At 70.1% G+C, this 25,255-nt stretch carries 25 protein-coding genes; 16 read left to right on the plus strand and 9 right to left on the minus strand.

Annotated elements, in window-relative coordinates; genetic code table 11:
• Positions 1-254: hypothetical protein (locus Adu01nite_RS17810; RefSeq protein ID WP_203728012.1), on the plus strand; the 254-nt coding region annotated here is incomplete at its 5' end.
• 242 nt (positions 255-496) lie between these two features.
• Here the strand turns inward: Adu01nite_RS17810 and Adu01nite_RS17815 are convergent.
• Complete coding sequence (locus tag Adu01nite_RS17815) at positions 497-3,301, minus strand: helix-turn-helix transcriptional regulator (RefSeq protein WP_203728013.1); 2,805 nt, start codon at positions 3,299-3,301, stop codon at positions 497-499.
• Positions 3,302-3,417: 116 nt separating this feature from the next.
• Here Adu01nite_RS17815 and Adu01nite_RS17820 point away from each other — a divergent pair, with 116 nt between their 5' ends.
• A complete protein-coding gene (locus tag Adu01nite_RS17820; RefSeq protein WP_203728014.1) occupies positions 3,418-3,666 on the plus strand; it encodes an SCO4226 family nickel-binding protein in 249 nt (82 codons plus the stop codon).
• Between the two features lie 357 nt (positions 3,667-4,023).
• Here Adu01nite_RS17820 and Adu01nite_RS17825 read toward each other — a convergent pair whose 3' ends face one another.
• Positions 4,024-5,079, minus strand: a complete 1,056-nt coding sequence (locus Adu01nite_RS17825; protein WP_203728015.1) for an intradiol ring-cleavage dioxygenase — start codon at positions 5,077-5,079, stop codon at positions 4,024-4,026.
• A 107-nt stretch (positions 5,080-5,186) separates the two neighbouring features.
• Between Adu01nite_RS17825 and Adu01nite_RS17830 the strand changes: the two genes are divergently transcribed.
• The 6 genes from Adu01nite_RS17830 (at position 5,187) to Adu01nite_RS17855 (ending at position 10,543) form a co-directional block, all read left to right on the plus strand.
• Positions 5,187-5,801 (plus strand): NAD(P)-dependent oxidoreductase, encoded by a 615-nt coding sequence (locus tag Adu01nite_RS17830; RefSeq protein ID WP_203728016.1) that lies wholly within the window; start codon positions 5,187-5,189, stop codon positions 5,799-5,801.
• A 60-nt stretch (positions 5,802-5,861) separates the two neighbouring features.
• Positions 5,862-6,878 (plus strand): LacI family DNA-binding transcriptional regulator, encoded by a 1,017-nt coding sequence (locus Adu01nite_RS17835; RefSeq protein ID WP_203728017.1) that lies wholly within the window; start codon positions 5,862-5,864, stop codon positions 6,876-6,878.
• A gap of 117 nt (positions 6,879-6,995) precedes the next feature.
• The gene (locus tag Adu01nite_RS17840) at positions 6,996-8,267 is read left to right on the plus strand and encodes an ABC transporter substrate-binding protein (protein WP_203728018.1); all 1,272 of its coding nucleotides are present in this window, start codon (positions 6,996-6,998) and stop codon (positions 8,265-8,267) included.
• A 61-nt stretch (positions 8,268-8,328) separates the two neighbouring features.
• Entirely contained in the window at positions 8,329-9,222 is an 894-nt protein-coding gene (locus tag Adu01nite_RS17845) for a carbohydrate ABC transporter permease (protein WP_438871083.1), read from the plus strand.
• Positions 9,219-10,103 (plus strand): carbohydrate ABC transporter permease, encoded by an 885-nt coding sequence (locus Adu01nite_RS17850; protein WP_379131786.1) that lies wholly within the window; start codon positions 9,219-9,221, stop codon positions 10,101-10,103. The genes Adu01nite_RS17845 and Adu01nite_RS17850 overlap by 4 nt, the downstream gene beginning before the upstream one ends.
• Before the next feature lie 98 nt (positions 10,104-10,201).
• Positions 10,202-10,543, plus strand: coding sequence for a hypothetical protein (locus Adu01nite_RS17855; RefSeq protein ID WP_203728019.1), 342 nt, complete (start codon positions 10,202-10,204; stop codon positions 10,541-10,543).
• Here Adu01nite_RS17855 and Adu01nite_RS17860 read toward each other — a convergent pair.
• Complete coding sequence (locus tag Adu01nite_RS17860; RefSeq protein ID WP_239132493.1) at positions 10,530-11,096, minus strand: TetR/AcrR family transcriptional regulator; 567 nt, start codon at positions 11,094-11,096, stop codon at positions 10,530-10,532. The genes Adu01nite_RS17855 and Adu01nite_RS17860 overlap by 14 nt on opposite strands.
• Before the next feature lie 64 nt (positions 11,097-11,160).
• On the opposite strand from Adu01nite_RS17860, the gene Adu01nite_RS17865 reads away from it, so the two are divergent.
• On the plus strand, positions 11,161-12,180 hold the full coding sequence (locus tag Adu01nite_RS17865) for a glycoside hydrolase family 113 protein (RefSeq protein ID WP_203728020.1): 1,020 nt from the start codon (positions 11,161-11,163) through the stop codon (positions 12,178-12,180).
• 487 nt (positions 12,181-12,667) lie between these two features.
• Positions 12,668-12,982, plus strand: coding sequence for a hypothetical protein (locus Adu01nite_RS17870; protein WP_203728021.1), 315 nt, complete (start codon positions 12,668-12,670; stop codon positions 12,980-12,982).
• Positions 12,983-13,012: 30 nt separating this feature from the next.
• Here Adu01nite_RS17870 and Adu01nite_RS17875 read toward each other — a convergent pair whose 3' ends face one another.
• Both Adu01nite_RS17875 and Adu01nite_RS17880 read right to left on the minus strand, forming a co-directional pair.
• Positions 13,013-13,669: a response regulator gene (locus tag Adu01nite_RS17875; RefSeq protein WP_203728022.1), complete on the minus strand. Its 657-nt coding sequence runs from the start codon at positions 13,667-13,669 to the stop codon at positions 13,013-13,015.
• An 8-nt stretch (positions 13,670-13,677) separates the two neighbouring features.
• Positions 13,678-14,757, minus strand: coding sequence for a sensor histidine kinase (locus Adu01nite_RS17880; RefSeq protein ID WP_203728023.1), 1,080 nt, complete (start codon positions 14,755-14,757; stop codon positions 13,678-13,680).
• A gap of 130 nt (positions 14,758-14,887) precedes the next feature.
• Between Adu01nite_RS17880 and Adu01nite_RS17885 the strand changes: the two genes are divergently transcribed.
• Positions 14,888-15,415, plus strand: a complete 528-nt coding sequence (locus tag Adu01nite_RS17885) for a hypothetical protein (RefSeq protein ID WP_203728024.1) — start codon at positions 14,888-14,890, stop codon at positions 15,413-15,415.
• A 63-nt stretch (positions 15,416-15,478) separates the two neighbouring features.
• Here Adu01nite_RS17885 and Adu01nite_RS17890 read toward each other — a convergent pair whose 3' ends face one another.
• Positions 15,479-16,435, minus strand: coding sequence for a DNA polymerase domain-containing protein (locus Adu01nite_RS17890; protein ID WP_203728025.1), 957 nt, complete (start codon positions 16,433-16,435; stop codon positions 15,479-15,481).
• A gap of 60 nt (positions 16,436-16,495) precedes the next feature.
• On the opposite strand from Adu01nite_RS17890, the gene Adu01nite_RS17895 reads away from it, so the two are divergent.
• Both Adu01nite_RS17895 and Adu01nite_RS17900 read left to right on the plus strand, forming a co-directional pair.
• Positions 16,496-16,930 (plus strand): hypothetical protein, encoded by a 435-nt coding sequence (locus tag Adu01nite_RS17895; protein WP_203728026.1) that lies wholly within the window; start codon positions 16,496-16,498, stop codon positions 16,928-16,930.
• A 2-nt stretch (positions 16,931-16,932) separates the two neighbouring features.
• The gene (locus tag Adu01nite_RS17900; RefSeq protein WP_203728027.1) at positions 16,933-17,601 is read left to right on the plus strand and encodes an HAD family hydrolase; all 669 of its coding nucleotides are present in this window, start codon (positions 16,933-16,935) and stop codon (positions 17,599-17,601) included.
• Here Adu01nite_RS17900 and Adu01nite_RS17905 read toward each other — a convergent pair whose 3' ends face one another.
• Positions 17,602-17,976 carry a DUF1963 domain-containing protein gene (locus Adu01nite_RS17905; RefSeq protein ID WP_203728224.1) on the minus strand — a complete coding sequence of 125 codons (375 nt, stop codon included), beginning with the start codon at positions 17,974-17,976 and terminating at the stop codon, positions 17,602-17,604.
• A 15-nt stretch (positions 17,977-17,991) separates the two neighbouring features.
• Positions 17,992-18,792, minus strand: coding sequence for a PhzF family phenazine biosynthesis protein (locus Adu01nite_RS17910; RefSeq protein WP_203728028.1), 801 nt, complete (start codon positions 18,790-18,792; stop codon positions 17,992-17,994).
• Between the two features lie 83 nt (positions 18,793-18,875).
• Between Adu01nite_RS17910 and Adu01nite_RS17915 the strand changes: the two genes are divergently transcribed.
• Complete coding sequence (locus Adu01nite_RS17915; protein WP_203728029.1) at positions 18,876-19,415, plus strand: P-loop NTPase family protein; 540 nt, start codon at positions 18,876-18,878, stop codon at positions 19,413-19,415.
• Here the strand turns inward: Adu01nite_RS17915 and Adu01nite_RS17920 are convergent.
• Entirely contained in the window at positions 19,395-20,330 is a 936-nt protein-coding gene (locus tag Adu01nite_RS17920; RefSeq protein WP_203728030.1) for an aminoglycoside phosphotransferase/kinase family protein, read from the minus strand. The two genes, Adu01nite_RS17915 and Adu01nite_RS17920, sit on opposite strands and share 21 nt — an antisense overlap.
• A 203-nt stretch (positions 20,331-20,533) precedes the next feature.
• Here Adu01nite_RS17920 and Adu01nite_RS17925 point away from each other — a divergent pair, with 203 nt between their 5' ends.
• Positions 20,534-24,706, plus strand: a complete 4,173-nt coding sequence (locus Adu01nite_RS17925; RefSeq protein WP_438871084.1) for a GH92 family glycosyl hydrolase — start codon at positions 20,534-20,536, stop codon at positions 24,704-24,706.
• A gap of 67 nt (positions 24,707-24,773) precedes the next feature.
• Positions 24,774-25,193 carry a PPOX class F420-dependent oxidoreductase gene (locus Adu01nite_RS17930; RefSeq protein WP_203728032.1) on the plus strand — a complete coding sequence of 140 codons (420 nt, stop codon included), beginning with the start codon at positions 24,774-24,776 and terminating at the stop codon, positions 25,191-25,193.
• Positions 25,194-25,255 lie beyond the last annotated feature (62 nt).

Below are 25,255 nucleotides of genomic sequence, written 5' to 3' on the forward strand. Positions count from 1 at the left end.
CCGGCATGCGCGAGTCGGCCGGCATGCGCGAGTCGGCCGGCATGCGCGAGTCGGCCGGCATGCGCGAGGCCGGAATCGGCGAGGTGGCCGGCCGGCGCAGCGGGGCCGGCGGCTCACTGACCACCTTCCCGTCCAGCACCGGCGGCCCGGCGGCCACCGACGGCGCGGGAGATGCCGCCACCGCCCGGCTGCCCCGGCGTGGCGCGATCACCCGCGCGGCCAGGCTGAACACGCTGCGGGTGGCGGTGTCGTAGCCCTCGCGGTAGGCCTCCTCCCGGTCATCATCCGTCTGGCGTCGCTGGTGGATCCGGCCCGCGGCGTATCCGCAACAGGCCACGAACACGGCGAGCAGGGTGAAGATCAAAGCTGAGTTGCCAGGTGCGGTCACGATGACGATTGTGGCCATGTTGATCGATCGGCAGCTATGGCCCTTTCGACGTACCCCGATGGAAGTAGGACGTCGGTTCAGGCGGGACGGTCCGGAAATCCGGGCGCATCACCCGAGTGTGGCGACCCAGGCGGCGATCTGCGCCCGGCGCGAGACACCCAGCTTGGTGCGGATGTGCTCGACGTGCGCGGCCGCCGTCTTCGGCGCGATCACCAGCTTGGCGGCGATCTCCCGGTTGGTCATCCCGATCGCGACGAGCCGGGCGACCTCGAACTCGCGCGGCGACAGCCCCGGGGTCACCGTGGTCGCGACGACCGGCGCCGACGTGACCGCGTCGTCCGGCGACGACAGATATCCGGGGACCGGCGCGCCGACCCGCCCGTACGCCGCCCGGCCCGCCGCGGTGAAGGCCGCCGCCTCGGCCGGCCGGCGACTGCGCGCGGCGCACCGCGCCTGATCCATCAGCGCGGCCGTCCCCTCCCAGAACCGCCGCCGCCCGGCCCAGAACCCGGCCGCCTCGGCCAGCTCGGCCCGCGCCTTGCCGGTCTGTCCTTCGTGCAGGTGGATCAGCCCGCGGGCGTGGGTCAGCGCGCCCAGCGTGCCCGGGATCCGGCGTTCGCCGATCAGCTCCCCGGCCCGGGCCAGCCACTCCCGGGCGGCGGTGGCCCCGGAGAGGGCCAGATGGGCCCGGACCCCGGTCACCAGGTAGGGGAAGAGATAGGCGGCGTCGCGCACCCGGGCGGATGCCTCGAACCCCTCCTCGCAGCGCTGCACCGCGGTCGCCAGATCCCCGCTGAGCAGCGCCACCTCGGCCAGCCCCCACCAGGCCGGCGACACCCGCTGCAGCTCGCGCATGCCGGCGCCGAGCGACGCCGCCTCGCCGAGGTGCTCGACCGCGGAGGCCGGCGCCCCGTGTCCCATCGCGACGTAGCCGAGGACGTGCAGGGCGGTGATCCGGGTGGTGATCCCGCCGCCGTCGGCGAGGGCCTGCCGGGCCGCCGATTCGGCGCCGACCCAGTCGCCGATCGCCCACCGGACGTGCCCGAGGTGGGCGGTCAGGTAGTTGCGGTCGTTGATCCGTTCGACCCGTTCCGCGTAGGAGATCCCCTCCGGCAGCCAGCGCAGCGCCGATTCGTACTCGACCAGCACCGACATGCTCGACCCGAGCATCCGGTAGCCGCGGGCGCTCTGCCCCTCGAAGCGCCACTCCTGCGCCCGGGCGACCGAGCCCTCGAGGAGTTCCCGCCCCTCGTCGAGCCGGCCGGCGAAGAGGAACACCGCCCCGAGCGTCGCGTCGAGGTTGCAGCGCATGGCCCGGTCGCAGTCCTCGACCGCGATCGACCGGGCGAACTCGCCGTCCTCGATCGCCTCGCCCAGCCGCCGGTCCAGCATGTACGCGGCGGCCAGCGCGGCGTGGATGTTGGCCCGCACCTCCTGGGCCGGCGAGTCGTCCCGGAAGGCGATCAGCGGCAGCGCCCCGCGCAGGGCGGCGGCACGTTCGGCCAGGCCGACGCCGAGCTGGTGCCGGGCGGCCACCCACTCCGGCACCAGGGCGGCCGCCGCGAGCCGGTCGTCGAGCCGCATCCGCAGCCGGTAGGCCTCCTCGTAGCAGGAGTCGGCCCCGGCGTTGTCGTCGACCGCCGCGAGTTCCCCGGCGAGCGCGGTCAGCAGGCCCGCCCGCGCGTCGGCCGGCAGCGTTTCCGGGGCGGTCCGCCGGGCCCGCCCGTACAGCTCGGCGGCCTCCCGGTGGGCGGACATCTCGGCCGCCGACCGGGCCGCGTCCATCGCGTACGCGAAGGCCTCGGCCGGGCGCGCCGCCCGCTCGTACTGATCACTGACGAAGGCCGCCGGGAACCCGGCCGCGACGGCCGCCGCGGCCGCCTTCGCGTGCAGCTCCCGGCGCCGATGCGGCGACAGGTCGGCGTAGAGGGCGTCCCGGATCAGCGCGTGCCGGAAGTCGAAGGTCGACCGGTCCGGATGCACCTGCACGAAGAACCGGTCGCTGAGCTCGCGGAGCCCGTCGTCGACGGCCGCCGGCCCGTCCCCGGTGATCGCGGTCAGCAGGTCGAGGTCGAAGGAACGGCCCAGCACGGAGGCGACCCCGGCCAGGTCACGGGCCGGCTCGGACAGGGCGAACGCGCGCGCCAGGACGGCGTCGGCGAGGGTGTCCGGCACGCTGTCCCGGGCGGCCAGGAACTCCTCGACGTGCAGCGGGATCCCGTCGCTGCGGGCGAACACGTCGCCGGTGACCGTGCTCGGCAGCGCGCCACCGGCGATCGCCGCCGCCATCGCGGTGGTGTCGGCCAGGCTGAGCCGGGTGAGCCGCACCTCCTCGGCGAGCCGCTGGGTCAGCAGCCGGGTGCGCCACGCGCGCAACGGGACCCGCGGGAAGAGCTCGTCGCTGCGATAGGTGCCGACCACCAGCAGCGGCAGCGCGGACGCCCGCCGGGCCAGCCGGGCCAGCACGTCCAGTGTCAGGTCGTCGGCCCAGTGCAGGTCCTCCAGGGTCACCAGCAGCGGTCCGGACGCGGCCATCCCGATCATCTCGGTGAGGTCGGTGACGAGCATCCGGCGCTGCCGTTCGGCGTCACCGTCGGCGAATTCCCGCAGCCGGGCCGCCACCCGCGCGCCGACCTCGGCGACCGCCGCGCAGTGCCGCAACTCGGCGCCGAGCTCGGCCAGCAGACCGCCGGCCACCTCGGCATCGCCCGGCGACGCCCCCACGCTCACCACGGTGAAGCCCGCCGCCTGCCGCACGATCTCGGCCAGCAGCCGGGTCTTGCCGATCCCCGCTTCCCCCGCGAGGAACAGGAGTTCGCCGCTCCCCTCCGCAGCCGCGGCCAGCCGCCGGGAGGCGAGCGCCACCAGATCGTCCCGCCCGATCAGGACGGGACTGCTCAGCGCGCTGTCCATCTCCGCGACTTTAGGTCACCGAACATGCCCTTCCTAGGTGCAATGACCGATGTCCGACTGCCCGCGTCCCGGCAGTCTTCCCATGTCAGACACATAGCAGCGAGGAGCGCCACGAGATGGCCAAGTTCATGGATGTACACAGCGGATTCGTCGGCGTCACCCCCGAGCAGCTCGCCGACGCCCACGAGGCCGACCTGAAGATCGAGGCCGAGGAGGGTGTGCACTTCGAGCGCGCCTGGCTCGACCCGGAATCCGGCAAGGTCTTCTGCCTCAGCTCCGGCCCGAGCAAGGAGGCCGTCCTCCGGATCCACGAGCGCGCCGGCCACCCGACCGGGGAGATCTACGAGCTGACCGCCGAGGTCTAATTCAAGGTCAACTTCCGGATGTCGTGCCTGGGTGGTGGGTACGGACCGTCGCTCCCGCCGGGACCGCGGCGGGCCGAGCAGGCCGCTGGCGCGGCCAGAACGCTCACCCCACCACGGCGACGTGCGTAAGTGGTTGCGCTAAAACCGAAAACCCGAGATCCGGGCCGTGCGGGCGGCCCGGATCTCTCTCGGCCCGCGTGTCCGGTCTACACCGGGCCGCGACGATCTGTCCTTGCCCTGATCGTCGCGGCGGCCGGACATGGTGATGCGGCCGTATCCCACCCGGATGGCGGGATACGGCCGCAGGCCCGCCCGCGCGGGGGCAGGTGTGTCAGGCAGTGCGCGGGCGGACGGCTCTCACCACCAGGAGAGTGGGTTCCACCAGTGCTTGTTCTTCTTCTGCTGCTTCCTCGGCTGAGCCGGGGGCCGGGCGGCGGTCGTGGTGGCCGAGGGGGACACCGTGGCCGACGTGGTCGCCGAGGCGGTGGCGGTCGCCGTGGCGCTGGGGGACGCGCTCGGCGTGCCGGACGGGGGTGAGCCGGAGGGGGGCGTGCCGCCGGACGGCGGGGTGCCGCCGCTCTCCTCGGTGCCGGACGGGTCGACCGCGACGGTCAGCGTGGCCGTGTAGCCGGCGGCCACGCTGCCGGTCACCGTGGCCAGCTCGCGCGCGGCCGAGTCCTCGCCGAACACGTTGTCGGTGGCGAGCGTGATCTGGCCGAGGTTGGTGACGCTCTGGCTGTAGCCGTCGGTCGCGTAGACCACGTCGGAGACGTCCTCGGGAAGGGCGATCTGCGACGTCTTCACGATCGGCCCGTCGCCGCTGGTCGCGTTGGCCAGCGACGAGTAGACCTCGAAGTGGATGTGCGGCCAGCGACCCGAGTAGCAGGCCGGGAAGATGCTGGTGAAGGTGACCGTGCCGGTGGAGTCGGTCACCTGGATGCCGCGCAGATAGTTCTGATCGGTGATCCCGGTGGAATACAGCGAGTAGTTGCCGTCCCGGTCGCAGTGCCACGCGTAGATGGCCGCGTCGGTGATCGGCGCGCCGGCGAGGTCGAGGACGGTCAGCGAGAACTCGAACGGCACACCTTCGGCCGTTCCCGACGCGGTGCCGAACGAGGACCGGATGTCCTTCCGCACGATGCCGTCGAGGGTGCGCACGTCCGGCCCGTTCGAGCCGTCCGCGGGGTACGGGCCGGCGGTCTCCGACTCCACCTCTTCGAGGGTGTCGGCGAGGGCGGTCCCACCGGAGAGCAGCGCCCCACCGGTGACCGCGAGAGCGCTCGCCCCGCCGAGGACGGCCAGCATCCGCCGTCTGCTCATGGTGTTCAGGTCGAATTGCAGGCCTTTGTCGTGCACTTCGCGGACGTAGGCGGCATTGTCGAGGTCCGGGTTGCCGAGGTCGGGATCTGGCATCAGGCTCGTCTCCAGGGGGCGTTGCTGGGCTGAACTGCAGCGAACCAACGGGCCCTGAGCCCGCACTGTCCTGACGCTGTGCGCAAGATAAGGATGAAGGTTCGTCTATGTCGATCGTCGGAATCCTGAGCCCCGGCCAGATGGGCGCCGGCCTCAACGCGGTCTCGCCGGAGACGATGGCCGCGATCGCCACCGACCTGACCGGCTGCCGGGTCGTCGACGGCGCGATCTCCGGCCCGCCGCCGGCCACGATCGCCGGCACCTATCTCTATCTGGCCGGCCCGGACGCCGCCACGGTGGCCGGCCTGCCCTGGGGCGACCTGGTCATGCCGATGCTGGTCGGCGACGGGATCGGGTCGGCGAGCGCGGTCAAGATGTGCACCGGGAGCGTCTACAAGGGGCTGACCGCGCTGATCACGCAGGCGATGCGGGTGGCCGGCGCGCACGGCGTACTCCATGCGGTTCTGGATGATCTGGAGCGCAACGATCTCGCGCGGACCGCGTCCGTCGCCCGGTCGGCGCCGAAGGCGCATCGCTTCGTCGCCGAGATGCGCGAGGTGGCGGCGACCCAGGCGGCCGCGGGCCTGACCCCGGACCTGTTCGCCGCGATCGCCGAGGTCTATGCCGACATCGCCGGCACCCGGCTGGCCGCCGGCACCCCGGAGACCGCGACCGACCTGGCACCCGCCGAAATCGTCTCGCGACTCGGCGTGAGGTTCTGAGCGACATCGATGTCATACTTGCGGGGTTTCCCGCCGCCGAACCCGCGGAGCGACATCGACATGCCCTCCGACGAAACGACCCTCCGCCGGCCGACGCTGACCGAGGTGGCCGCGCTGGCGGGAGTCAGTCTCAAGACGGCGTCCCGGGCCCTCAATCGTGAGCCGAACGTGGCCGCGTCCACCGGCCGCCGGGTCCAGGATGCCGCCGATTCGCTGGGCTACCGGCTCAACGGCATCGCCCGCGAGTTGCGTCGCGGCGCCACGTCCGCGCTGGTCGGGCTGGTCAGTGGCGATCTGGCCAACCCGTTCTACTCGGCGGTGGCCAGCGGGGCCGAGCGCGAGCTGCGCCAGCACGGCCTGCTGCTGATCACCGCGAACAACGACGAGGACGGCGAGCTCGAGCGCAGCCTGGTGGACGCGTTCCTGGAGCGGCGGGTGCGGGCGCTGCTGGTGATCCCGAGCGCCGACGACCACGAATACCTGGCGATCGAGGGCAACCGCGGCGTGCCGTTCGTGTTCCTGGACCGGCCGCCGGACGGGCTGGCCGCCGATGCGGTGCTGATCGACAACGCGGGCGGCGCCCGGTCGGCCGGCGAGCACCTGCTCGGCGGCGGCCACCGGCGGATCGCGATGGTCGCCGACCTGGCCCGGATGGCCCCGCAGCGCGGCCGGATCGACGGCTTCGTGAGCGCGATGAAATCGGCCGGCAACATCGACTGGGAGCCGTACCTGCGCACCGAGGTGCACGATGTGCGGCACGCCGAGCGGACGGTGCGCGGGCTTCTCGCCCTCGACGAGCCGCCGAGCGCGATCTTCACGACCAACAACCGGCTCACCACCGGCGCCCTGCGCGCCCTGCGCGACCAGGTGAATCCGCCCGCGCTGGTCGGTTTCGACGACTTCGACCTGGCCGACGTGCTCGGCACGACGGTGGTCGCGCACGACATGAGCGCCATTGGGCGAGAGGCGGCAAGGCTCGCTTATGAGCGAATCAGCGGCCATACTGGCCCGGCTCGAACCATCGTCATATCGACATCCCTGATCGCCCGAGGTTCGGGCGAAAGGTTCCCGCACTGACCACATAGGTCCGCACGTAACGACACGGAAACTTTCGTTGACACGTGTGCGGTTCAGGCGGCACGGTACTCCCCGACGTACTTGACAACGATGTCAATATCTCGATGGGAGATAGTTATGCGCTTCACTCGACGGGCCGCTATCGCCGTCGTCGGTGTCGCCGCGCTGCTGACGGCTTCGGCCTGCGGGTCGAGCGACGACGGTGGCGACGGTGGCTCCGGCTCCAAGAAGGTGGAAGTCTTCACGTGGTGGGCCGACGGTGGTGAGAAGGCCGGTCTCGACGGCCTCGTCGCCCAGTTCGGCAAGGACTGTGCCGGCCAGGAGTTCGTGAACGGCGCGGTCGCCGGTGGCGCCGGCGCCAACGCCAAGCAGGTGCTCGCCTCCCGCCTGCAGCAGAAGGACCCGCCGGACACGTTCCAGGCGCACGCCGGTGCGGAGCTCGGCGACTACATCAACGCCGGCCAGGTCGAGGACCTCAGCGCCGACTACGACACGTGGGGCCTCAAGACCGCGTTCCCGCAGGGCCTGATCCAGAACCTCACGGTCGACGGCAAGATCTACTCGGTGCCGGCCAACATCCACCGCGCCAACGTGGTCTGGACCAACAAGAAGGTCGTCGCCGACGCCGGCATCACCAGCGACCCGACCGACCTGGCGAGCTTCATCGCCGACCTGGACAAGGTCAAGGCCAAGGGCATCGCCGCGCCGCTCGCCATCGGCAAGGACTGGACCCAGCTCATGCTGTTCGAGTCGGTGCTGATCACCGACCTGGGCGCGGACAAGTTCACCGGCCTGTGGAACGGCAAGACCGATTGGAACAGCGCCGAGGTCACCAAGGGCATCAACGACTTCAAGACGCTGCTGACCTACACCAACAAGGACCGCGACGCCCTCGACTGGACCGACGCGGAGAAGCTGGTCATGGACGGCAAGGCCGCCTACCAGCTGATGGGTGACTGGGAAGCCGCCGACCTGGACGCCAAGAAGTTCGCCGACTACGCCTGGTTCACCTTCCCGGGCAACGGCACGACCTTCCAGTGGCTGGCCGACTCGTTCGTCCTGCCGACCGGCGCGAAGAACGCCGAGGGCACCAAGTGCTGGCTGAAGACGGTCGGCTCGGCCGACGGCCAGAAGGCGTTCAACACCAAGAAGGGCTCGATCCCGGCCCGGACCGATGCCGTCCCGGCCGACTACCCGAAGTACCAGCAGGCCGCGATGGCCGACTGGAAGTCCGCGACCCAGGTCCCGTCGTGTGCGCACGGCTCGGCCTGCACGCAGGGCTGGCAGGGTGCGGCCAACTCCGCGCTCGGCGCGTTCTCCTCCAACCAGGACGTGGCCGGCCTGCAGAAGGCCCTGGCCGCCGCCGCCTCGCAGTTCGTCAAGAAGTAAGGCAGTCATCTCGGGCGGGACGGCTCAACGCCGTCCCGCCCTTTTTCCACGAGGAGCCCTGATGCGCCGACTTCGGCACTGGGGACCGGGCCTGCTCCTGCTCTCCCCCTCGCTCATCCTGCTCGCCGTCTTCGTCTACGGGCTGATCGCCTGGACGACGAAGGTCTCCCTCTCCGACGAGCACAACGCTCGGGGGTCGAAGGGCTTCGTCGGGATCGACAACTACAAGAACCTGTTCACCAACGACATCCAGGACCGGTTCACCCACTCGCTGAAGAACCTGCTCATCTTCACGCTGGTGTTCCTGGTCGGCGCGATGCTCCTCGGCCTGCTCTGGGCGTTCCTGCTGGAGCGCGGCGTCCGCGGCGAGGGCTTCTTCCGCACCGTCTACCTGTTCCCGATGGCGGTCAGCTTCATCGCCTCCGGCGTGGTCTGGCGCTGGCTGATGAACCCGCTCAAGGGCGACGGCGCCGGCGGCCTCAACGCCGTGTTCGGCTCGCTGCATCTGGACTTCCTGCAGAGCACCTGGTGGACCAACCCCGACTGGGGCATGGCCTCGATGGCGATGCCGGCCGTCTGGCAGCTCTCCGGCTACGTGATGGCGCTGTTCCTCGCCGGGTTCCGCGGCATCCCGCAGGAGCTGCGCGAGGCCGCGGCGATGGACGGCGCGAGTACCTACCGCCTCTACCGCAACGTCATCTTCCCGCAGCTGACGCCGGTAGCCCTCTCCGCGCTGATCATCCTCGGCCACATGTCGATGAAGATGTTCGACCTGATCATGAGCGTCTCCGGCCCGCAGTGGCTCACCGAGGTGCCCGCCATCTACGTCTGGCAGACCCTGCTGACCAGCGACTACGCCAAGTCGGCGGCGATCTCGATCGTCCTGCTCCTGCTGGTCGCGGTGGTCATCGTGCCGTACCTGATCTACACCAACCGCGCGGAGAAGAACACATGACGACGGTGACCGCACCGCCCGCCGCGGTGGAGAGCCTCGCGCCCCGCCGCAAGCCGAAGCGCTCCTTCGGCCCCGGGTCGATCGTCAAGTACGCCCTGGCGATCTTCTTCCTGATCGTCGTGCTGATGCCGCTCTACGTGCTGATCGTGACCAGCTTCAAGGCCGGCTCGGACATCGGCGTGACCAGCCAGTGGAACCTGCCGACGCACTGGACGACGGCGTCCTGGGGCAAGGCGTGGACGGCCCTGCGCCCGTCCTTCATCCGCACGTTCGAGCTGGCCATCCCGGTCGCGGTCATCTCGTCGGTGATCGGCGCCGCGAACGGTTTCGTGCTGTCCCGCTGGCGCTTCCCCGGCGCGGATGTCGTCTTCACGCTGATCCTGTTCGGCATGTTCATCCCGTACCAGGCGGTGATGATCCCGCTGCGCGACATCGTGACCACGATCGGCATCGCGCCCGGCATCCCGACCCTGATCTTCGTGCACTGCGTCTACGGCATCCCGATCTGCACGCTGATCTTCCGCAACTACTACGCGACCACGGTCCCGGAGGAGCTGGTGGAGGCGGCCCGGGTCGACGGGGCCGGCCTGCTGCGCACGTTCACCCGGATCATCCTGCCGATCTCGATCCCCGGCTTCGTGGTCACGGTCATCTGGCAGTTCACCTCGGCCTGGAACGACTACCTCTTCGCGATCTTCCTGGCCAACACCCGGAACGGCCCGATCACGATCGCGCTCAATGCGCTGGCCGGCGCCCAGTCCCCCGACTACGCCGCGTCGATGGCCGGCGCGCTGATCACCTCGCTGCCGACGCTGCTGGTCTACGTGCTGCTCGGCCGGTGGTTCATCGGCGGTCTGATGGCCGGTTCGGTCAAGAGCTGATCACGATTCCCGGCACGCCCCTTCCAGGCGTGCCGGGAGGGGTGAATTGTCCGCATCGAATGATGCGCGATTCCGCCCCGGCCAATAGGGTTTCGGGCGTGACCACCGAGGACCAGCCGGCCGCCACCGGCTACGCAGCGCGGATGGCATTCGCCCTGCAGAAGGACCCGGCCGAACCCGCCCGCCGCACCCATCTCCACCTGAAGTTGACCGCCGTCACGCTGGCGTGGCTGGTCACCGTCCCGCTGCTGCTCCTGTTCGGCCTGACCGGCCGCCACCGCGGCGACCACATCTTCGACCTGGCCGCCTTCCTGACCCTGCTGGGCCCGTTCGTCGCCGCGACGATGGCCACGAGGAACCGCCGCTTCGGCCTGGGCGGCGCCTACGTGGTGCTGACCCTGCTGATGGTCCTGCCGGCCGCGGCGATCACCCGGCTGTAGCGTCCAGGGCCGGCGCCAGCGGTTCGAGCGCGGCCCGGATCAGCTCCGGCAGCGACCCGGACACCATCATCAGGCCGCCCGCCGGTTTCAGCCACCGCCGGAGCGCGACCTTCGCCGCGGCCCCGATCGCCGCCGCCAGCACCTCGGCGGTCTTCGCATCCACTCCCCGACTGACGATGGCTTCGGTCAGCGGCCCCTCGATCCCGGCGGCCGTGTCGACGTAGCAGGCACGCAGCCCCGGATTGGTCGTGATCATCAGCATCGCGGCCGGGTCGCCGGGTTCGGTGTAATGCCCCACGACCGCGTCGGCAACGGCCGCGGCGAGCGGGCCGCCGGCGGCGAGGGCAGGCATTCGGGATGCGGTCACCGCCGCGACGATCGCATGCTCCCGGCTCGGGAAGTAGTTGTTGTAGGTCCGCGGCGACACTCCCGCGGCATCGGCGATCTCGTCGACGCGTACGTTATCGGGCCCTTTCGCCAGCGCCAGCCGCAACGCCGCCTCCTGGAGCGCCACCCGGGTGGCCTGCTTCTTACGTTCGCGCAGCGATGTCACCGCCACATCTTACTGCGTGCGCGCAAAGTTGCGTGCACGCAATTTTGGACCTACCGTCGTCGCCATGAGAGCCAAGGGAATGACCTACGACGCGGGCTGGGTGGTCGACGGCCGGAACTCAGTGCCGCACCTCGACCCGGACCTGACCCGGCGGGAGCTGACGATCATCCGCGACGACCTGCACTGCACCGCCGTCCAGATCGTCGGCGGCGACCCGGAACGCCTGGAGGCGGTGGCCCGCATCGCCACCGGCCTGGGCCTGGAGGTGTGGTTCACGCCGTACCCCCTGGATCTGTCCCTTCCGGAGATCCACGAGCTGCTCGTCGAGTGCGCTCGCCGGGCCGCGACGATCCCCGGCGAGGTGGTCTTCGTGGCCGGCGCGGAACTGACCATCATGAACCGAGGCTTCATCGACGGCGACCGCCTCCCGCAACGCCTGGCCCACCTGTTCGGCGACCCGGCCACCCGCCCGCAACGCATCGCCGAGGTCCAGGACCGCCTGGGCCGTTTCTTCCGCGCGACGGTCCCCGCGATCCGCGAGGTCTTCACCGGCAGGGTCACCTACGCGGCGATCCAGTACGAGGGCGTCGACTGGACCCAGTTCGACATCATCACCTTCGAGCTGATCCGCTCGGCCGGGGTGGCCGGCATGTTCCGCGAGGCCGTCCGCACCCTGGTCACCACAGCCGCCCCGAAACCACTGGCGATAACCGGCTTCGGCACGGCAACATGGCGCGGCGCCGGCGACGTGGCCCCACAGAGCATGGACATCATCGAGTACGACGAGGAGTCCGGCCTCCCGCTACGCCTGAACGGCGTCTACGAGCGGGACGAGGAGGGCCAGGCCAGATACTTGGACGAGGTCTTGCAGGTCTTCGACAGCGAGGGCGTGGACAGCACCTTCATCCACCTGTTCGCCCTGCACAACCTCCCCCACCGCCCCGACGGCGACCCACCGGACGACCTGGACCTGGCCAGCGGCGGCATAGTGAAGGTCTACGAGAACCGAACCGGCACGACCTACCCCGACATGCCCTGGGAGCCGAAGGCCGCCTTCACCACGGTCGCCACCCGCTATGCCTGACCGACAAGACAGGCGCCAGCGTTTCGACCCCGAACGTCACGTTCGCGTGTAGTGGCGAAGCCACGTGATCGAGTCGACCAGGACGAGCGTCAAGCGCTACCGTCGCGTGTCCCGCCCTCGAGGATCGACCGCGTGCTTGCGCACTCGATGTCCGATCCTGTCCTCACGAACGAGGAACCCTGTGTGGGCGGTTGGTAGTTGGCAACTTCCCCGGTATTCAAGTTCAGCGGTTACCGGGTAACCTCTAAACGCGAAGGGCGTTTACTAAGTGTCACGGCCCAAACACGGGGTGAAGGAGCTTGAGGAGGTTCTCAAGCAGGCCGAACAGGCGGGATGGCGGGTAGAAGGTGGCGGAAGTAAACACTTCAAGATGAAGTGCCCATGCCCTGCAAAGCACATGAAGACCGTCTCAACGACACCGTCGAACCCGAACTACCTTCGTGATCTACTAGGTCAGCTCAAGCGCGCGACATGTTGGGAGGTGTAAATGAACGACATTCGCCTAGCGGTGGAGATGACGTTCGGCAGCACTCCGCATGGGACCGACGACCAGTTCGAGGAGTTCCTGGACGCCGTCCAAGAGCACTTGGAGTCGATCGGCCGCGAGGTCCAGCTGAGCGCCGCCCTCGCCGAGCGAACGACCGAGTTCGCCACGAGCGCGAACGGCACCGACGTCAACATGGCCATGGCCTACCTGTTGATGGACCTGCGCACGGCCCTTCATGCCGCCGGCTGCAACACCGCGAGCTGGCCGACGTTCGAGCCGACCTCCCAGGTCGTCCGGACCCTCCAAGGGGCCTGACCTAGACCGGAGTTGCCTGATCGGCATGCCTCAGGAGCCGATCAGGCCGTCCTCGAAGGCGAGGATCACCAGCTGGACTCGGTCGCGGACGCCCAGCTTCGCTATCGCTCGGGTGATGTGGGTCTTTGCGGTCAGGGGGCTGATCACCAGTTCCTTGGCGATCTCGTCGTTGGACAGGCCGGTCGCCATCAGCCGCACCACCTCGCGCTCCCGGTCGGTCAGCACCGCCAGGCGGTCGCCGCCGGGGGACGCCGCGCAGGGCACCGGGCGGTGGGCGAACTGGCCGACCACCCGGCGCGTCACGCTCGGGGACAGCAGCGCGTCGCCCGCGGCCACCACCCGGACCGCCTGGCGTAGGCCGTCCGGGGCGATCTCCTTGGTGAGGAAGCCGCTGGCGCCGGCCGCCAGTGCCGCGAACACGTACTCGTCGGTCTCGAAAGTCGTCAGGATGATCACCCGGGTGTCCGACTCGGCGAGGATCTGGCGGGTGGCGGCGATGCCGTCCATGCCGGGCATCCGGATGTCCATCAGGATGACGTCCGGGTGCAGTTGCCGGGCGGTGCGGACGGCCTCGTCGCCGGTGGACGCCTCGCCGACGACCACGATTTCCTTGTCCCGGCGCAGCAGGCTGCGGAAACCGGCCCGGACCAGGTGCTGGTCGTCGGCGAGAAGAACGGAGATGGTCATCGGGTTCCCTATCCGGCGGCGATCGGGATCGTCGCCCGTACGGTGAAACCGCTTCTGCCCGGACCGGCCGTGAGCGCGCCGCCGAGCGCGGCCACCCGCTCCCGCATGCCGGAGATGCCGTGGCCGTCGGTCATCGGTTCGGCGGCGCCGCGGCCATTGTCCTGCACGTCGACCACCACGCTCTGCGGTGCGTACCGCAGCGTCACCACCGCCCGTTGGGCGCCCGCGTGACGCACCGTGTTGGTCAGCGACTCCTGCACGACCCGGACGACCGCGGTCGCGACCGCGGCCGGCACGTCGGCCCGCTCGCCGAACTCGGTGAGCGACACGTCGAGCCCGGCCGCCCGGATCTGCTCGACGATCCGGTCGAGCCCGCCCAGGTCGGTCGGTGGCACCCGGAGCACGCCGACCATCGACCTCAGGTCGGTCATCGCCCGGCCGCGCACCTCCTGCGCCAGCCGCAGCGACTCCTTCGCCTCGGCCGGGTCGGTCTCGAACGCGTCCAGCGCCACGTTCAGGTGCACGCCGACGACGGCGAGCGTGTGCGAGACGACATCGTGCAGGTCACGGGCGATCTCGACGCGTTCCTCGGCCCGCCGGCGGCCGGCCTCCAACTCCCGCTCGTGCTCGTCCTGCTCGAGCCGGCGGGCCACCTCGGTCCGCCAGCGCAGCGTGTTGCGGTAGGCGGTGGCGGCGGCCAGCACCGCGGCCACCCACAGGATCTCCCCGCCGACGTGGGCGAGCGCCCAGTCCGGGCCGTGGTCGAGGTCGACGAAGGCGTCCCAGCCGAACCCGTACGCAAGCCCGCAGCCCGCCGCGATGCTCGTGGCCCGGAGTCGCCCGCTCAGGGTGAGGGCCACCAGGGCGGCGGTGGCCGGCCAGACCCAGCCGGACCCGATCAGGTCGGCCGTATGGAACGCCGTCACCGACAGCATCGACACGACGAGCACGGTGCGTGGCCACCGGCGCAGGAACAGCATGAGGAGCGCCAGCCAGAGGGCCAGCGAGGCGGTGATGACGGTCTGCGTGTTGCCGCCGGTGATCGCGAGCCCGGCCGGCACACCCACCAGGGTGAGAATGAAGTTCATGGCCGGGACGCTATTTCCGGTCGCCGGCCAGGCGCGTCGTCCCGGCGCAGTCACTGCCGGCTACACCGTTCGGTGTAGTGCCGCCTCCAGAGGGATACATCCCGGTCACTCACCCCGATAAGGTAACCGGGTGACCGCCGCGGAACTACTCGCCGCTTCCGGACGATTCCTCATCGCACCCGGACTCTCCGACCAGGAGCTATCGGCGACCGAGCACGAGTTCGGTTTCACCTTCGCCCCCGAGCACCGCGCCTTTCTGGCCGAGGGCATGCCGTCCGGCCGCGGCTGGCCGGATTGGCGCAGCCCCGACCGATTGGGCCTGCGTGAACGCCTGGCCTGGCCGGTCGAGGGCATCCTCTTCGACGTCGTGGAAAACAATTTCTGGTACGAAGGGTGGGGCTTCCGGCCGGAAAACGTCGCCGACGCGATGACGGCCGCGCGCGGCTATCTGGTGACCGCACCGCGAATGATCCCGGTCTATTCGCACCGCTATCTACCGGCCGCGATACCCGGCCACCCGGTCCTGTCGATCTATCAGACCGACGTCGTCCACTACGGCAACGACCTCACCGATTGGCTGAACCGCGAATTCACCCTCGGAAAACCCGAGGACCAACAGGTCCGGGCATCGGTCACGTTCTGGCGAGACCTTTTATAGGTACGCGTGACGGGTCCCGCATTTTTGCGGCAGTTCCGTGCTGTTCGGGTTCAGAGCAGGCCGTCATTCCGCTTCGCGGCGCGCCTTGGCGCGCCGCTTTCCTTCGTGCATGGCCGCGACCCGGGCGACCGGAATGGTGTGCCCTTCCTCGACGAGCCCGCGGTCGAGCGGCTGCGGTGACGGCATGGCCGCGGCCCACGGGTCGCGGTCGCCGATCAGCCCCGGCACGGTCTTGATGGTGAAGGCCGCCGGGTCCACCGTGTCCGCATCGTCCCAGTCGATCGGGAACGACACCCGCACCCCCGGCCGGACCCGCGGGCTGTAGGCCGCCACCACGGTCGCGCCGCCGGACCGGGTCGCGTCGAGGAAGACCTTGCCGTGCCGGTCGTCCCGGATGAACGCGGTGGTCGCCAGCTCCGGATCGAGCCGCTCGGCCCGTGCCGCGACCGCCCGGGTGGCCGCCGCGACCTCGTCGGCCGGCGCTTTCCCGTCGAGCGGCACGAACACGTGCACCCCTTTGGAGCCGCTGGTCTTCAACGCCCCGGCCATCCCGATGTCGGCGAGCACCCGCCGCACCAGCTTCGCCGCGGCGACCGCCGACCCGAAGCCGTCGCCCTCCGGCGGGTCCAGGTCCATGATCAGATGGGTGGGGTGGTGGTCGCCGGCCAGCATGAGCCCCGGGTGATATTCGAGGGCCCGCTGGTTGCCGAACCACAGCAGCGTCCGCCGGTCGTTGCAGAGCCCGTAGGTCACCTTCCGGTGCGACGCCTCCGCCCACACCTCGGTCCGCGGCACCCACTCCGGCGTGTATTTCGGCAGGTTCTTCTGCATGAACTGCTCCTGCCCGCGCAGCAGCCGGATCACCGACAGCGGCCGCTGCCGCAGCACCGCGACAAATCGGTCACCGACCGCGTCGAGGTAGTCGATCAGGTCCCGTTTGGTCGCCCCGGCCCCCTCGAACAGCTCCTGGTCGAGGTTGGTCAGCTTGACCCCGTCGCGTTCCTCACCCGTCTCCGCCACCCCGCCATCCTCCCCCGCGGGGTTGCCACGCGCTGCCCACCGCGGGAATGATCCGTCCCCATGCTGGCAATCGACGAGGCGACCCGGGGCGGCACCGACAAGACCTGCGAGTGCTGCGGCAACGCGAGCCGCCGCACCTGGTCGTCGATCACCCGGGACGGCGTGCCGTACGCGGTGTTCTTCGCGTCCTGCTACGACCACGGCGACGTCCGCGAGTCCTGGATAGACGTGATCTTCGGAACGTGGGGCACCCCCGAGCCGGTCGACGACCACCTCACGTTCGGTTGCCGCTTCGGCCCGGTGCAGGGCAGCGACCAGCCGGCCGCCACGGCGGTGGACGCGGCCGCGGTGGCGCCGGATGCCCCGCTGTTCGGCCAGAAGCTGACCCGGGCCGAGGCGCTGGCCCACCCGCGGCTGGCCGAGTTCTGGGCGGTGATCGACCACGTGGTCGCCGAGGACCCACTGGTCCACCCGCACCACTACCACGGGGAGTAGTCATGGGCTTGCCACTCGAGGTGGACGCGATCGTCTTCGACTGCGACGGCCTGCTGGTCGACACGGAGACCTGCTGGACCCGGGCCGAAACCGCGATCTTCGCCGACCACCGCCACGCCTTCGGCCTGGAGCAGAAGAAGCTCCTGATCGGCCGGACGCTGCGGGACGGCGCCGCCGCGATGGCGGCGTATTTCGGCCGCCCGCAGGAGGTGGAAGCGGTCACGAAGCGCCTGCACGACCTGGTGGCCGAGGAGTTGGCGGCCGGCGCGGACGCCCTGCCCGGCGCCCGCGAGTTGGTGACGGCCGTGCGCGGCCGCGTCCCGATCGCGGTGGCGAGCAACAGCCCGCGCCCGTTCGTCGAGGCCGCGCTGCGGTCCGCGGGCCTGGCCGACCTGTTCACCCACGTCTGCACGGCCGACGACGTCGAGAACCCGAAGCCGGCCCCCGACCTCTACCTGACGGCGTGCGCAGGCCTGGGCGCGACCCCGGCCCGGAGCGTGGCGTTCGAGGACTCCGGCACCGGCGCCCGCTCCGCGAGAGCAGCCGGCATGTTCATCATCGGCGTCCCGTCCCTGCCCGGCGTGCCCCTGGAAACCGACGCCCTCTACCCCTCGCTGGCCGACCCCGCCTTGACCGACTGGGCCGCCGCCCTGGTCGGCCGGCCAACCTGATCAGGCGGCCAGGTAGTCCTCGTCGCTCAGCTCCTCCTCGAAAGCAACCCCGGAGGTCTCGGCCAGAAGAGTGAATTCTTCACCGGGCGGCTCAGCCACGCCAACCGCATCCGCCCCGAAGACGAACGCCCGGTTCCCACCACCGGCCGCATCCCACTCGTCGCACAGGCCAGGATCGTTCGCACACATGAAGATCGACAGCAGGCCGTCATCGCCCGGATCGATGTCGGCGAGGCTGACCTGAGCCAGAAACTGCATGGCCCCATCGCACTCGCGGCACCGCGGCCACTCGAACGCCGGCGGGACGAGCGGAAGACCACCGGTGCGGGTCCCGGGCGCATCCGGCGCCACCGGGCCGTCGTAGATCATGAGCATGGGCACCCGAGCAGGTTACGACCCTTCTGCCGCCGACACGCCGCGGCCGGGCACGGTGGCGAAGCCGCCGACGAAGCCGGGGCGGGCGGCGATGGTGGCCGGACGTCCGAGCGAATCGCCCATGTCCACCGCGATCGGCCGGGCCAGGTGGGTGGCCAGGCAGGCGGTGCTGTTGGCGTTGGCGATGTCTTCGGGGACGCCGATGGCCGGCGCGAACATCCGGGCCGCGCACCGGCCGCCGTCGTCGGGCGGCGTGTGGACATAGCAGCCGAGCAGCCCGAATGCCTCGGTGGCGGCGCGGAGCCGGTCCATGTCGGGGGCCAGGGCGGCGAGACTCGCCCGGTCGGGAACGGCGAGCAGCAGCCGCGGCCGGCCGAGAGTGGCAACGCAGCCGGACGCCGCGTCCACGCCGGCCGCCGCGGCCACCTCGGAGATCTCCGCCGGCACGGGCGTGCGCAGGGTGACCGGCCCGGGATCGAAGGCGACCTCGAAGCTGCCGTCGCCGAGCCGAACGGCCGAGCCCTCGAAGGCGCGGCCCGAGACACGCAGGACGTGGTCGGCCCGGCCGGTCCGCTGAGCGAGCCAGGCCAGGGCCGCGACCGTGCCATGCCCGCACGCGGGAAGCTCTCCTTCGGACGTGAAGAAGCGCACGGCGCCGTCCGCGGTCACGAAGGCAGCGTGTGACGTGTCGGCCAGTCCCGGAATCGCACGACGCTCGGCATCGGAGAGCACCACATCGTCGAGCACGGCCGTCGGACTTCCGCCGGCACCATCCCGCCGGCAGGCCAGGACCACCGAGAGGGCGACACCACGCATGGGGCGATCGTATGGCGACGGCAGCACCGTGGGTGAAACCCGGACGGGTGACGGGGTGGCGCGGGCGATCGTAGGGTGAGTGGGTGCGGCGGATTCTGGTCTACGGGGTGACCGGGTCGGGGAAGTCCACTCTGGCCCGGCGGGTCGGGGAGCGGCTCGGGGTGCCCTATCACTCGGTCGACGACCTCACCTGGGATCCGGGGTGGGTTCCGGTCGGTCATGCGGAGCAGCGGGAACGGCTCGGGGCGGTCTGTGCGGGGGACGCCTGGGTGGTTGACTCGGCGTACGGGATCTGGCGGGATCTTGTGCTTGCCCGGGTGGATCTCATCGTCGGGCTTGATCTTCCCCGGTGGCTCAGCCTTCAGCGGCTGCTTCGGCGCACCGTGCGGCAGATCGTGCGGCGGACGGCCACCTGCAACGGGAACTACGAGACCTGGCGGGGCACCTTTCTCGACCGGGAGTCGATTCTGGTCTGGCATTTCCGGTCGTTCACGCGCAAGCGGCGCCGCATGCGGGAGTGGCATGCCGATCCGGCGTTTCCGGTCGAGATCGTTCTGCTGCGGTCGCCGCGCGAGGTCGAGCGGTGGGTGGCCGCGCTGCCGTCACGCGCCGGCCAGGCGTAGCCGCTCCTCGGCCTGCTGGGCCACCGCGGTCAGGGCCACCGGCGTGCTGTTGTGCAGGGCCTCGGAGCGGGCGTTGTGCAGGGCCGGCCACAGGCTCGCCGCCCACGCGACCTCGATCTCCTGGTCGTCGAAGGGGCGGCCGCGGGCCTCGGCGTACGCGTCGAGGAATGCCTGTGAGCTGGGGACGGGGGCCAGCGTGGGGGATTTGGCGCTGGCGAAGGCGCCGCTGGCGGCGCCGGCGATGGCGGCCTCGGGCAGCCAGGCCAGGCTGTCCCAGTCGTGCACGGCCCAGGGGCGGTCGCCGTGCCAGCGCAAGTTTTGCGCCTCCCAGTCGGCGTGGCCCAGCACCCTCGGCAGATAGACCGCGGACAGTCGCTCGTGGATGCGGCGGGCCGCCTCGGTGACGAACACCGGGACCTCGACGTGGTCGTGGCCCTCGAGGTAGGGGATGCGTGGCCACGGGCCGGGCTCGCCGTGGTCCCACCTGGTCCACTCGGGGTTGGGCAGCGGCGGCTCGACGGCGCCGGGAGCGGTGCCGCCGACCTCGATGTCGGCGGCCAGGGCGACCATCTCGGCCAGCGGGCGGGCGAACAGGCGGGCGGTGCCGGGGTCGGTGTCGCTCAGCATCGTGCCGCCGGGGCGCCACTGCTCGGCGTGCACGGCCCAGCCGTCGCGGACCGTCACCCCGGTGAGCGGGGCGGCGCAGGGATAGCCGTTGGCGGCCAGGAAACGCTGCACCTCGACGCAGGTGGCCTCGCGGCCGTTCTGGTCGGGGCGGGCCTTGATCGCGACATCCCGGCCGTCCATCAGGCGCAGGCCGAACACCTCGGACATGTGGACGGACGAGTGCAGCACGGTGGCGGGCGCCGCGCCGAGATGCTCTCGGCACCACCCCGAGAGCCACTCAGGCAGCATCGATAAAACTCACACAATCGCACATGGTCGAGAATGGCCCGACCCGTCCGTCCCGACCATATGCCAAGCAAGAAGGCCCCGCAAGGCTGGTTATGACATCGATGTCACTCATGCGCGATTCTGTTTGAAGGACTCTTGCCCATTGATAGATCTACCAGTAACGATGTGTCGCGGACGTTACGTGGATGATCTGAGGAGCGAGGATGCGCCGACCACATTGGATACTCGCGACAGTTACCGTCGGCAGCCTGGTGGGAGCGATGATGATCGGTAGTCCGGCGCACGCGGCCGGGCCGGCGTTCGCCTCGTCGTTCGAGGCCGGGGATCCGCAGCCGGACTGGACCGACACGGTCGAGCGGGCGAGCGGTGTCGACGGCGACGTCACCGCGGGCATGCCGGGCAGCCTGCGCGCGCACGTCACCGCGATCGCGGTGAACGCCCAGCCGAACAGCAACGAGAACGGCAACAACCTCAACGACGGCGACGAGGCCACCAAGTGGCTGGTGGACACCGACCCGAGCTGGGCGCAGTACACCCTGGACGCCCCGGCGACCGTCGTGAAATACGCGCTGACCAGCGCGAACGACGCCCCGGAGCGGGACCCGCGGGACTGGACGCTGCAGGGCTCGACCGACGGTGCGACCTGGACGACCGTGGACGCCCGGTCGGGGCAGACGTTCGCCGACCGGTTCACCACCAACACCTACGACGTGACCACCCCGTCGAGCTGGTCGATCTACCGGCTCACCATCACCGGGCACCCGTCGGGCAACCTCACCCAGCTCGCCGGCCTGGAGCTGGCCGACGCGAACACCACTCCCCCGCAGGAAGGGCCGGCGCAGAGCCGGGTCGGCAACGGTCCGGCCAGTTCGCCGACCGCGAAGGCCGGGGCCGGTTACTCGGGGCTCAAGGCGTTCCAGCTGGCCGGGCGACACACCGTGACGGGCCGCGGTTACGCGTACAGCAAAGTCTTTGATGTCGAGCTGAGCGTGAGTGACCAGACCGAGCTCTCCTACCTTGTGTTTCCCGAGTTCAATCGGGCGGATCTGAGCAATCCGGCCACCTATACCGCAGTTGACCTGGCCTTCACCGATGGGACCTATTTGTCGGATCTGCAGGCGACCGACCAGCACGGCATCGTGCTCAGTCCGGCCGCGCAGGGCGAGTCCAAGACCCTGTACACCGCGCAGTGGAACAAGCGAACCGCGCGGATCGGCACGGTCGCGGCGGGCAAGACCATCGACCGGATCCTTGTCGGTTACGACAAGCCGAGCGGGCCCACCGACTTCCGGGCCTGGTTCGACGACATCTCGATCGGCGACGTCGCGGCGGCGACACCCCAGACCCACCTTGCGGAGTACGCCGACACGCGGCGCGGCACCCAGTCGTCCGGCGACTTCTCGCGGGGCAACAACTACCCGGCCACCGCGGTGCCGCACGGCTTCAACTTCTGGACGCCGGTGACCGACGCCGGCTCGACCAGCTGGCTCTACCAGTGGTCACGGCAGAACAACGCGGCCAACCGGCCGACCATCCAGGCGTTCTCGGCCAGTCACGAGCCGTCACCGTGGATGGGTGACCGGCAGACGTTCCAGGTCATGCCGTCGACGGCGATCAACGCCGGCCGGACAAATCGGGCGCTGAGCTTCAGTCACGACAACGAGATCGCCAAGCCGTACTACTACGGGGTCACATTCGACAACGGGCTGACGACCGAGCTTGCGCCGACCGATCACGCGGCGCTGATGCGGTTCACGTTCCCCGGCGACGACGCCAACCTGATCCTGGACAACGTCAACGCGAATGCCGGGTTGACCATCGACGCTCCCGGCCAGGCGTTCTCCGGCTGGTCGGACGTCAACAGCGGCAGCCTGTCGGCGGGCTGGACGCGGATGTTCATGTACGCCACGGTGGACGCCCCGATCACCGCGAGCGGGATGTTGACCAGTGGTAACCGGCCGTCGACCGGCTACCTGAAGTTCGGCGCGAAGACCGTCAACCTGCGGATCGCGACGTCGCTGATCAGCGTGGCGCAGGCGAAGCACAACCTCGACCTGGAGATCGCCGCCGACGCGACGCTGGAGTCGGTGCGCGATGCCGCGCTGCAGCAGTGGGACGCCAAGATGAAGACCATCGAGGTCGAGGGCGCGTCCGAGGACCAGCTCACCACGCTCTACTCCAACCTGTACCGGCTGTTCCTCTACCCGAACTCGGCCTACGAGAACACCGGGTCGGCCGAGGCGCCGGTCTTCAAGCACACCGTGCAGTCGGCGGTGACCTCGCCGGCCAGCACACCGACCGAGACCGGGGCGCCGGTCAAGGACGGGAAGGTGTTCGTCAACAACGGGTTCTGGGACACCTATCGCACTACGTGGCCGGCCTATTCGCTGCTCACCCCGAGTGACGCCGGCGAGATGGTCAACGGGTTCGTGCAGCAATACAAGGACGGCGGATGGATCTCCCGGTGGTCGTCGCCCGGATACGCGAATTTGATGGTCGGGACCAGCTCCGATGTGGCCTTTGCCGACGCGTACCTCAAAGGGGTCAAAGGCTTTGATGTTGACGCGGCCTATCAGGCGGCGCTGAAGAACGCGACGGTGACGCCGCCCAACCAGAACGTCGGGCGGAAGGCCCTCGCGACCTCGATCTTCAAGGGATACACGCCGAGTGACGCGACCGGCGAGGCGATGTCGTGGGCGATGGACGGCTACATCAACGACTTCGGCATCGCGAACATGGCGGCGGCGCTCGGCAAGACCGAGGAGGCCGAGTACTTCCGGAACCGGGCGATGAACTACGTCACCATGTTCGACCCGAGCGTCGGGTTCTTCCAGGGCAAGGATGCGAGCGGTCGCTGGCGGCAGAGTGCCGACGACTACGACCCGCGGGTCTGGGGCTACGACTACACCGAGACCGACGGCTGGAACATGGCCTTCCACGTGCCGCAGGACGGGCAGGGGCTGGCCAACCTCTACGGCGGCAAGGACGGGCTGGCGAAGAAGCTCGACCAGTTCTTCGCGACACCGGAGACGGCCGGTTTCCCCGGTTCCTACGGCGGCACGATCCACGAGATGCTCGAGGCCCGGGACGTGCGGATGGGTCAGTGGGGCTTCAGCAACCAGCCGTCGCACCACATCCCGTACATGTACAACTTCGCCGGTCAGCCGGCCAAGACGCAGGCACTCGTGCGGGAGGCGCTGTCCCGGCTCTACCTGGGCAGCGAGATCGGCCAGGGCTACCCCGGCGACGAGGACAACGGCGAGATGTCCGGCTGGCAGGTGTTCTCGGCGCTCGGCTTCTACCCGTTGCAGATGGGCAGCGCGGCCTACGCGATCGGTTCCCCGCTCTTCACCAAGGCCACGGTGAACCTGGAGAACGGCAAGAAGATCGTCGTGAACGCGCCTAAGAACTCCGCGACGAACGTCTATGTTCAAAGCCTCAAGATCAACGGCAAGGCTTATTCGAGTACGTCGTTGCCGCACACGCTGCTGGCGAACGGGGCGACGCTCGACTTCGACATGGGCTCGCAGCCGTCGTCGTGGGGTGCCTACTCCCCGCCGCCGTCGCTGACCACTGGTACTGCGGTGGCGTCGCCGCTGCGCGACCTGACCGGCCCGGGCAAGGGCACGGCCTCGATCCCGACCCTGGTGGACGACACGTCGGCCACCCGCGCCGCGGTCAACGGCTCGTTCACCTACACGTTCGCTTCGGCCGGCGAGGCCGCCTCCTATTACACGCTCACCTCGGCCGACACGACCGGCACCGACCCGGCATCGTGGACCCTGCGCGGCTCCTACGACGGCACCACCTGGACGACCATCGACACCAGGTCCGCGCAGACCTTCGACTGGCGACTCCAGACCCGGCCCTTCAAGATCGCCAACCCGGGGCGCTACAAGTACTACGCGCTCGACCTGACCGGCTCGCTGGCCGAGGTGGAGCTGCTCGGCACGCCCGCGCCGGCCTGCACCACCACGATCGCCGACGAGGTCTCCGGCGCTCTGACGATCAAGTCGGGGGTCACCTGCCTGGCCCCGGGCGCCACGGTGACCGGCCTGGTCACGGTGCGCAGCGGCGCCTCCCTCTACGCCACTGGCGCCACCCTCAAGGCGGCGGTCACCGTCAGTGGCTCGCTGTCGCTGCTCAACAGCACGGTGCAGGGCGCGATCACGGCGACCGGCGCCGGCCCGGTGGCCCTGGAACACAACACGGTCCGCGGGTTCGTCACCTTGACCAGTGGGCACGGCTCGACGGTGGTGGCCGGCAACACCATCAACGGCCCGCTCACCTGCACCGGCAACCAGCCGCCGCCGGTGAACAACGGCCTGAAGAACGCCGGGACGGGCCTCCGTCTCGGCCAGTGCTCCCAGCTCTGAGGTGAACAGCGGCCGGCGCGGCGGTTCCCCGCCGCGCCGGCTGCTGTCAGTCAGTAGATTCGAGGGCATGTCCGAAGAGCAGTTGTGGAGCGTGATCGCCGCCGGGAACCTCGGCACCGTGGCGACGATCAAGAAGGACGGGCGGCCGCAGCTGTCCGACGTCAGCTACACCACCGGCGACCGTCTCATCCGGTTCTCCACCCGCACCGCCCTCGCCAAGGTGCACAACATGCGGCGCGACCCCCGGGTCAGCATCAAGGTGACCACGGCCGGCGGCTGGGGCTACGCGGTGGCCGACGGCACCGCCGAGCTCAGCGCGGTCTCCTGGGCCGAGGACGACGCCACCGTCGACGAGCTGATCGAGGTCTACCGGCTGATCGCCGGCAAGGAGCACCCCGACTGGGACGACTACCGGCGCGCCATGGTGGCGGACGGCCGGCTGGTCGTCCGCATCCATGTCGAGCACCTGTACGGCTGGACTCAATGAAGGTTATTCAGGACGGCGAGGACCTCGCCGCTGACCTGCGGCGAGCTGCAGCTCAAGGTAGG

The sequence above is a fragment of the Paractinoplanes durhamensis genome, from assembly GCF_016862175.1.
Classification (GTDB): domain Bacteria; phylum Actinomycetota; class Actinomycetes; order Mycobacteriales; family Micromonosporaceae; genus Actinoplanes; species Actinoplanes durhamensis.

Bases quoted from the DNA above. Each gene is read 5' to 3' on its own strand.
- Adu01nite_RS17830 (WP_203728016.1), top strand. From the start codon at position 5,187: ATGTCGATCGTCGGAATCCTGAGCCCCGGCCAGATGGGCGCCGGCCTC.
- Adu01nite_RS17865 (WP_203728020.1), top strand. From the start codon at position 11,161: ATGAGAGCCAAGGGAATGACCTACGACGCGGGCTGGGTGGTCGACGGC.
- Adu01nite_RS17875 (WP_203728022.1), bottom strand. From the start codon at position 13,669: ATGACCATCTCCGTTCTTCTCGCCGACGACCAGCACCTGGTCCGGGCC.
- Adu01nite_RS17825 (WP_203728015.1), bottom strand. From the start codon at position 5,079: ATGCCAGATCCCGACCTCGGCAACCCGGACCTCGACAATGCCGCCTAC.
- Adu01nite_RS17840 (WP_203728018.1), top strand. From the start codon at position 6,996: ATGCGCTTCACTCGACGGGCCGCTATCGCCGTCGTCGGTGTCGCCGCG.
- Adu01nite_RS17930 (WP_203728032.1), top strand. From the start codon at position 24,774: ATGTCCGAAGAGCAGTTGTGGAGCGTGATCGCCGCCGGGAACCTCGGC.
- Adu01nite_RS17880 (WP_203728023.1), bottom strand. From the start codon at position 14,757: ATGAACTTCATTCTCACCCTGGTGGGTGTGCCGGCCGGGCTCGCGATC.
- Adu01nite_RS17900 (WP_203728027.1), top strand. From the start codon at position 16,933: ATGGGCTTGCCACTCGAGGTGGACGCGATCGTCTTCGACTGCGACGGC.
- Adu01nite_RS17910 (WP_203728028.1), bottom strand. From the start codon at position 18,792: ATGCGTGGTGTCGCCCTCTCGGTGGTCCTGGCCTGCCGGCGGGATGGT.
- Adu01nite_RS17820 (WP_203728014.1), top strand. From the start codon at position 3,418: ATGGCCAAGTTCATGGATGTACACAGCGGATTCGTCGGCGTCACCCCC.
- Adu01nite_RS17920 (WP_203728030.1), bottom strand. From the start codon at position 20,330: ATGCTGCCTGAGTGGCTCTCGGGGTGGTGCCGAGAGCATCTCGGCGCG.
- Adu01nite_RS17905 (WP_203728224.1), bottom strand. From the start codon at position 17,976: ATGCTCATGATCTACGACGGCCCGGTGGCGCCGGATGCGCCCGGGACC.
- Adu01nite_RS17895 (WP_203728026.1), top strand. From the start codon at position 16,496: ATGCTGGCAATCGACGAGGCGACCCGGGGCGGCACCGACAAGACCTGC.
- Adu01nite_RS17835 (WP_203728017.1), top strand. From the start codon at position 5,862: ATGCCCTCCGACGAAACGACCCTCCGCCGGCCGACGCTGACCGAGGTG.
- Adu01nite_RS17850 (WP_379131786.1), top strand. From the start codon at position 9,219: ATGACGACGGTGACCGCACCGCCCGCCGCGGTGGAGAGCCTCGCGCCC.
- Adu01nite_RS17870 (WP_203728021.1), top strand. From the start codon at position 12,668: ATGAACGACATTCGCCTAGCGGTGGAGATGACGTTCGGCAGCACTCCG.
- Adu01nite_RS17815 (WP_203728013.1), bottom strand. From the start codon at position 3,301: ATGGACAGCGCGCTGAGCAGTCCCGTCCTGATCGGGCGGGACGATCTG.
- Adu01nite_RS17925 (WP_438871084.1), top strand. From the start codon at position 20,534: ATGCGCCGACCACATTGGATACTCGCGACAGTTACCGTCGGCAGCCTG.
- Adu01nite_RS17845 (WP_438871083.1), top strand. From the start codon at position 8,329: ATGCGCCGACTTCGGCACTGGGGACCGGGCCTGCTCCTGCTCTCCCCC.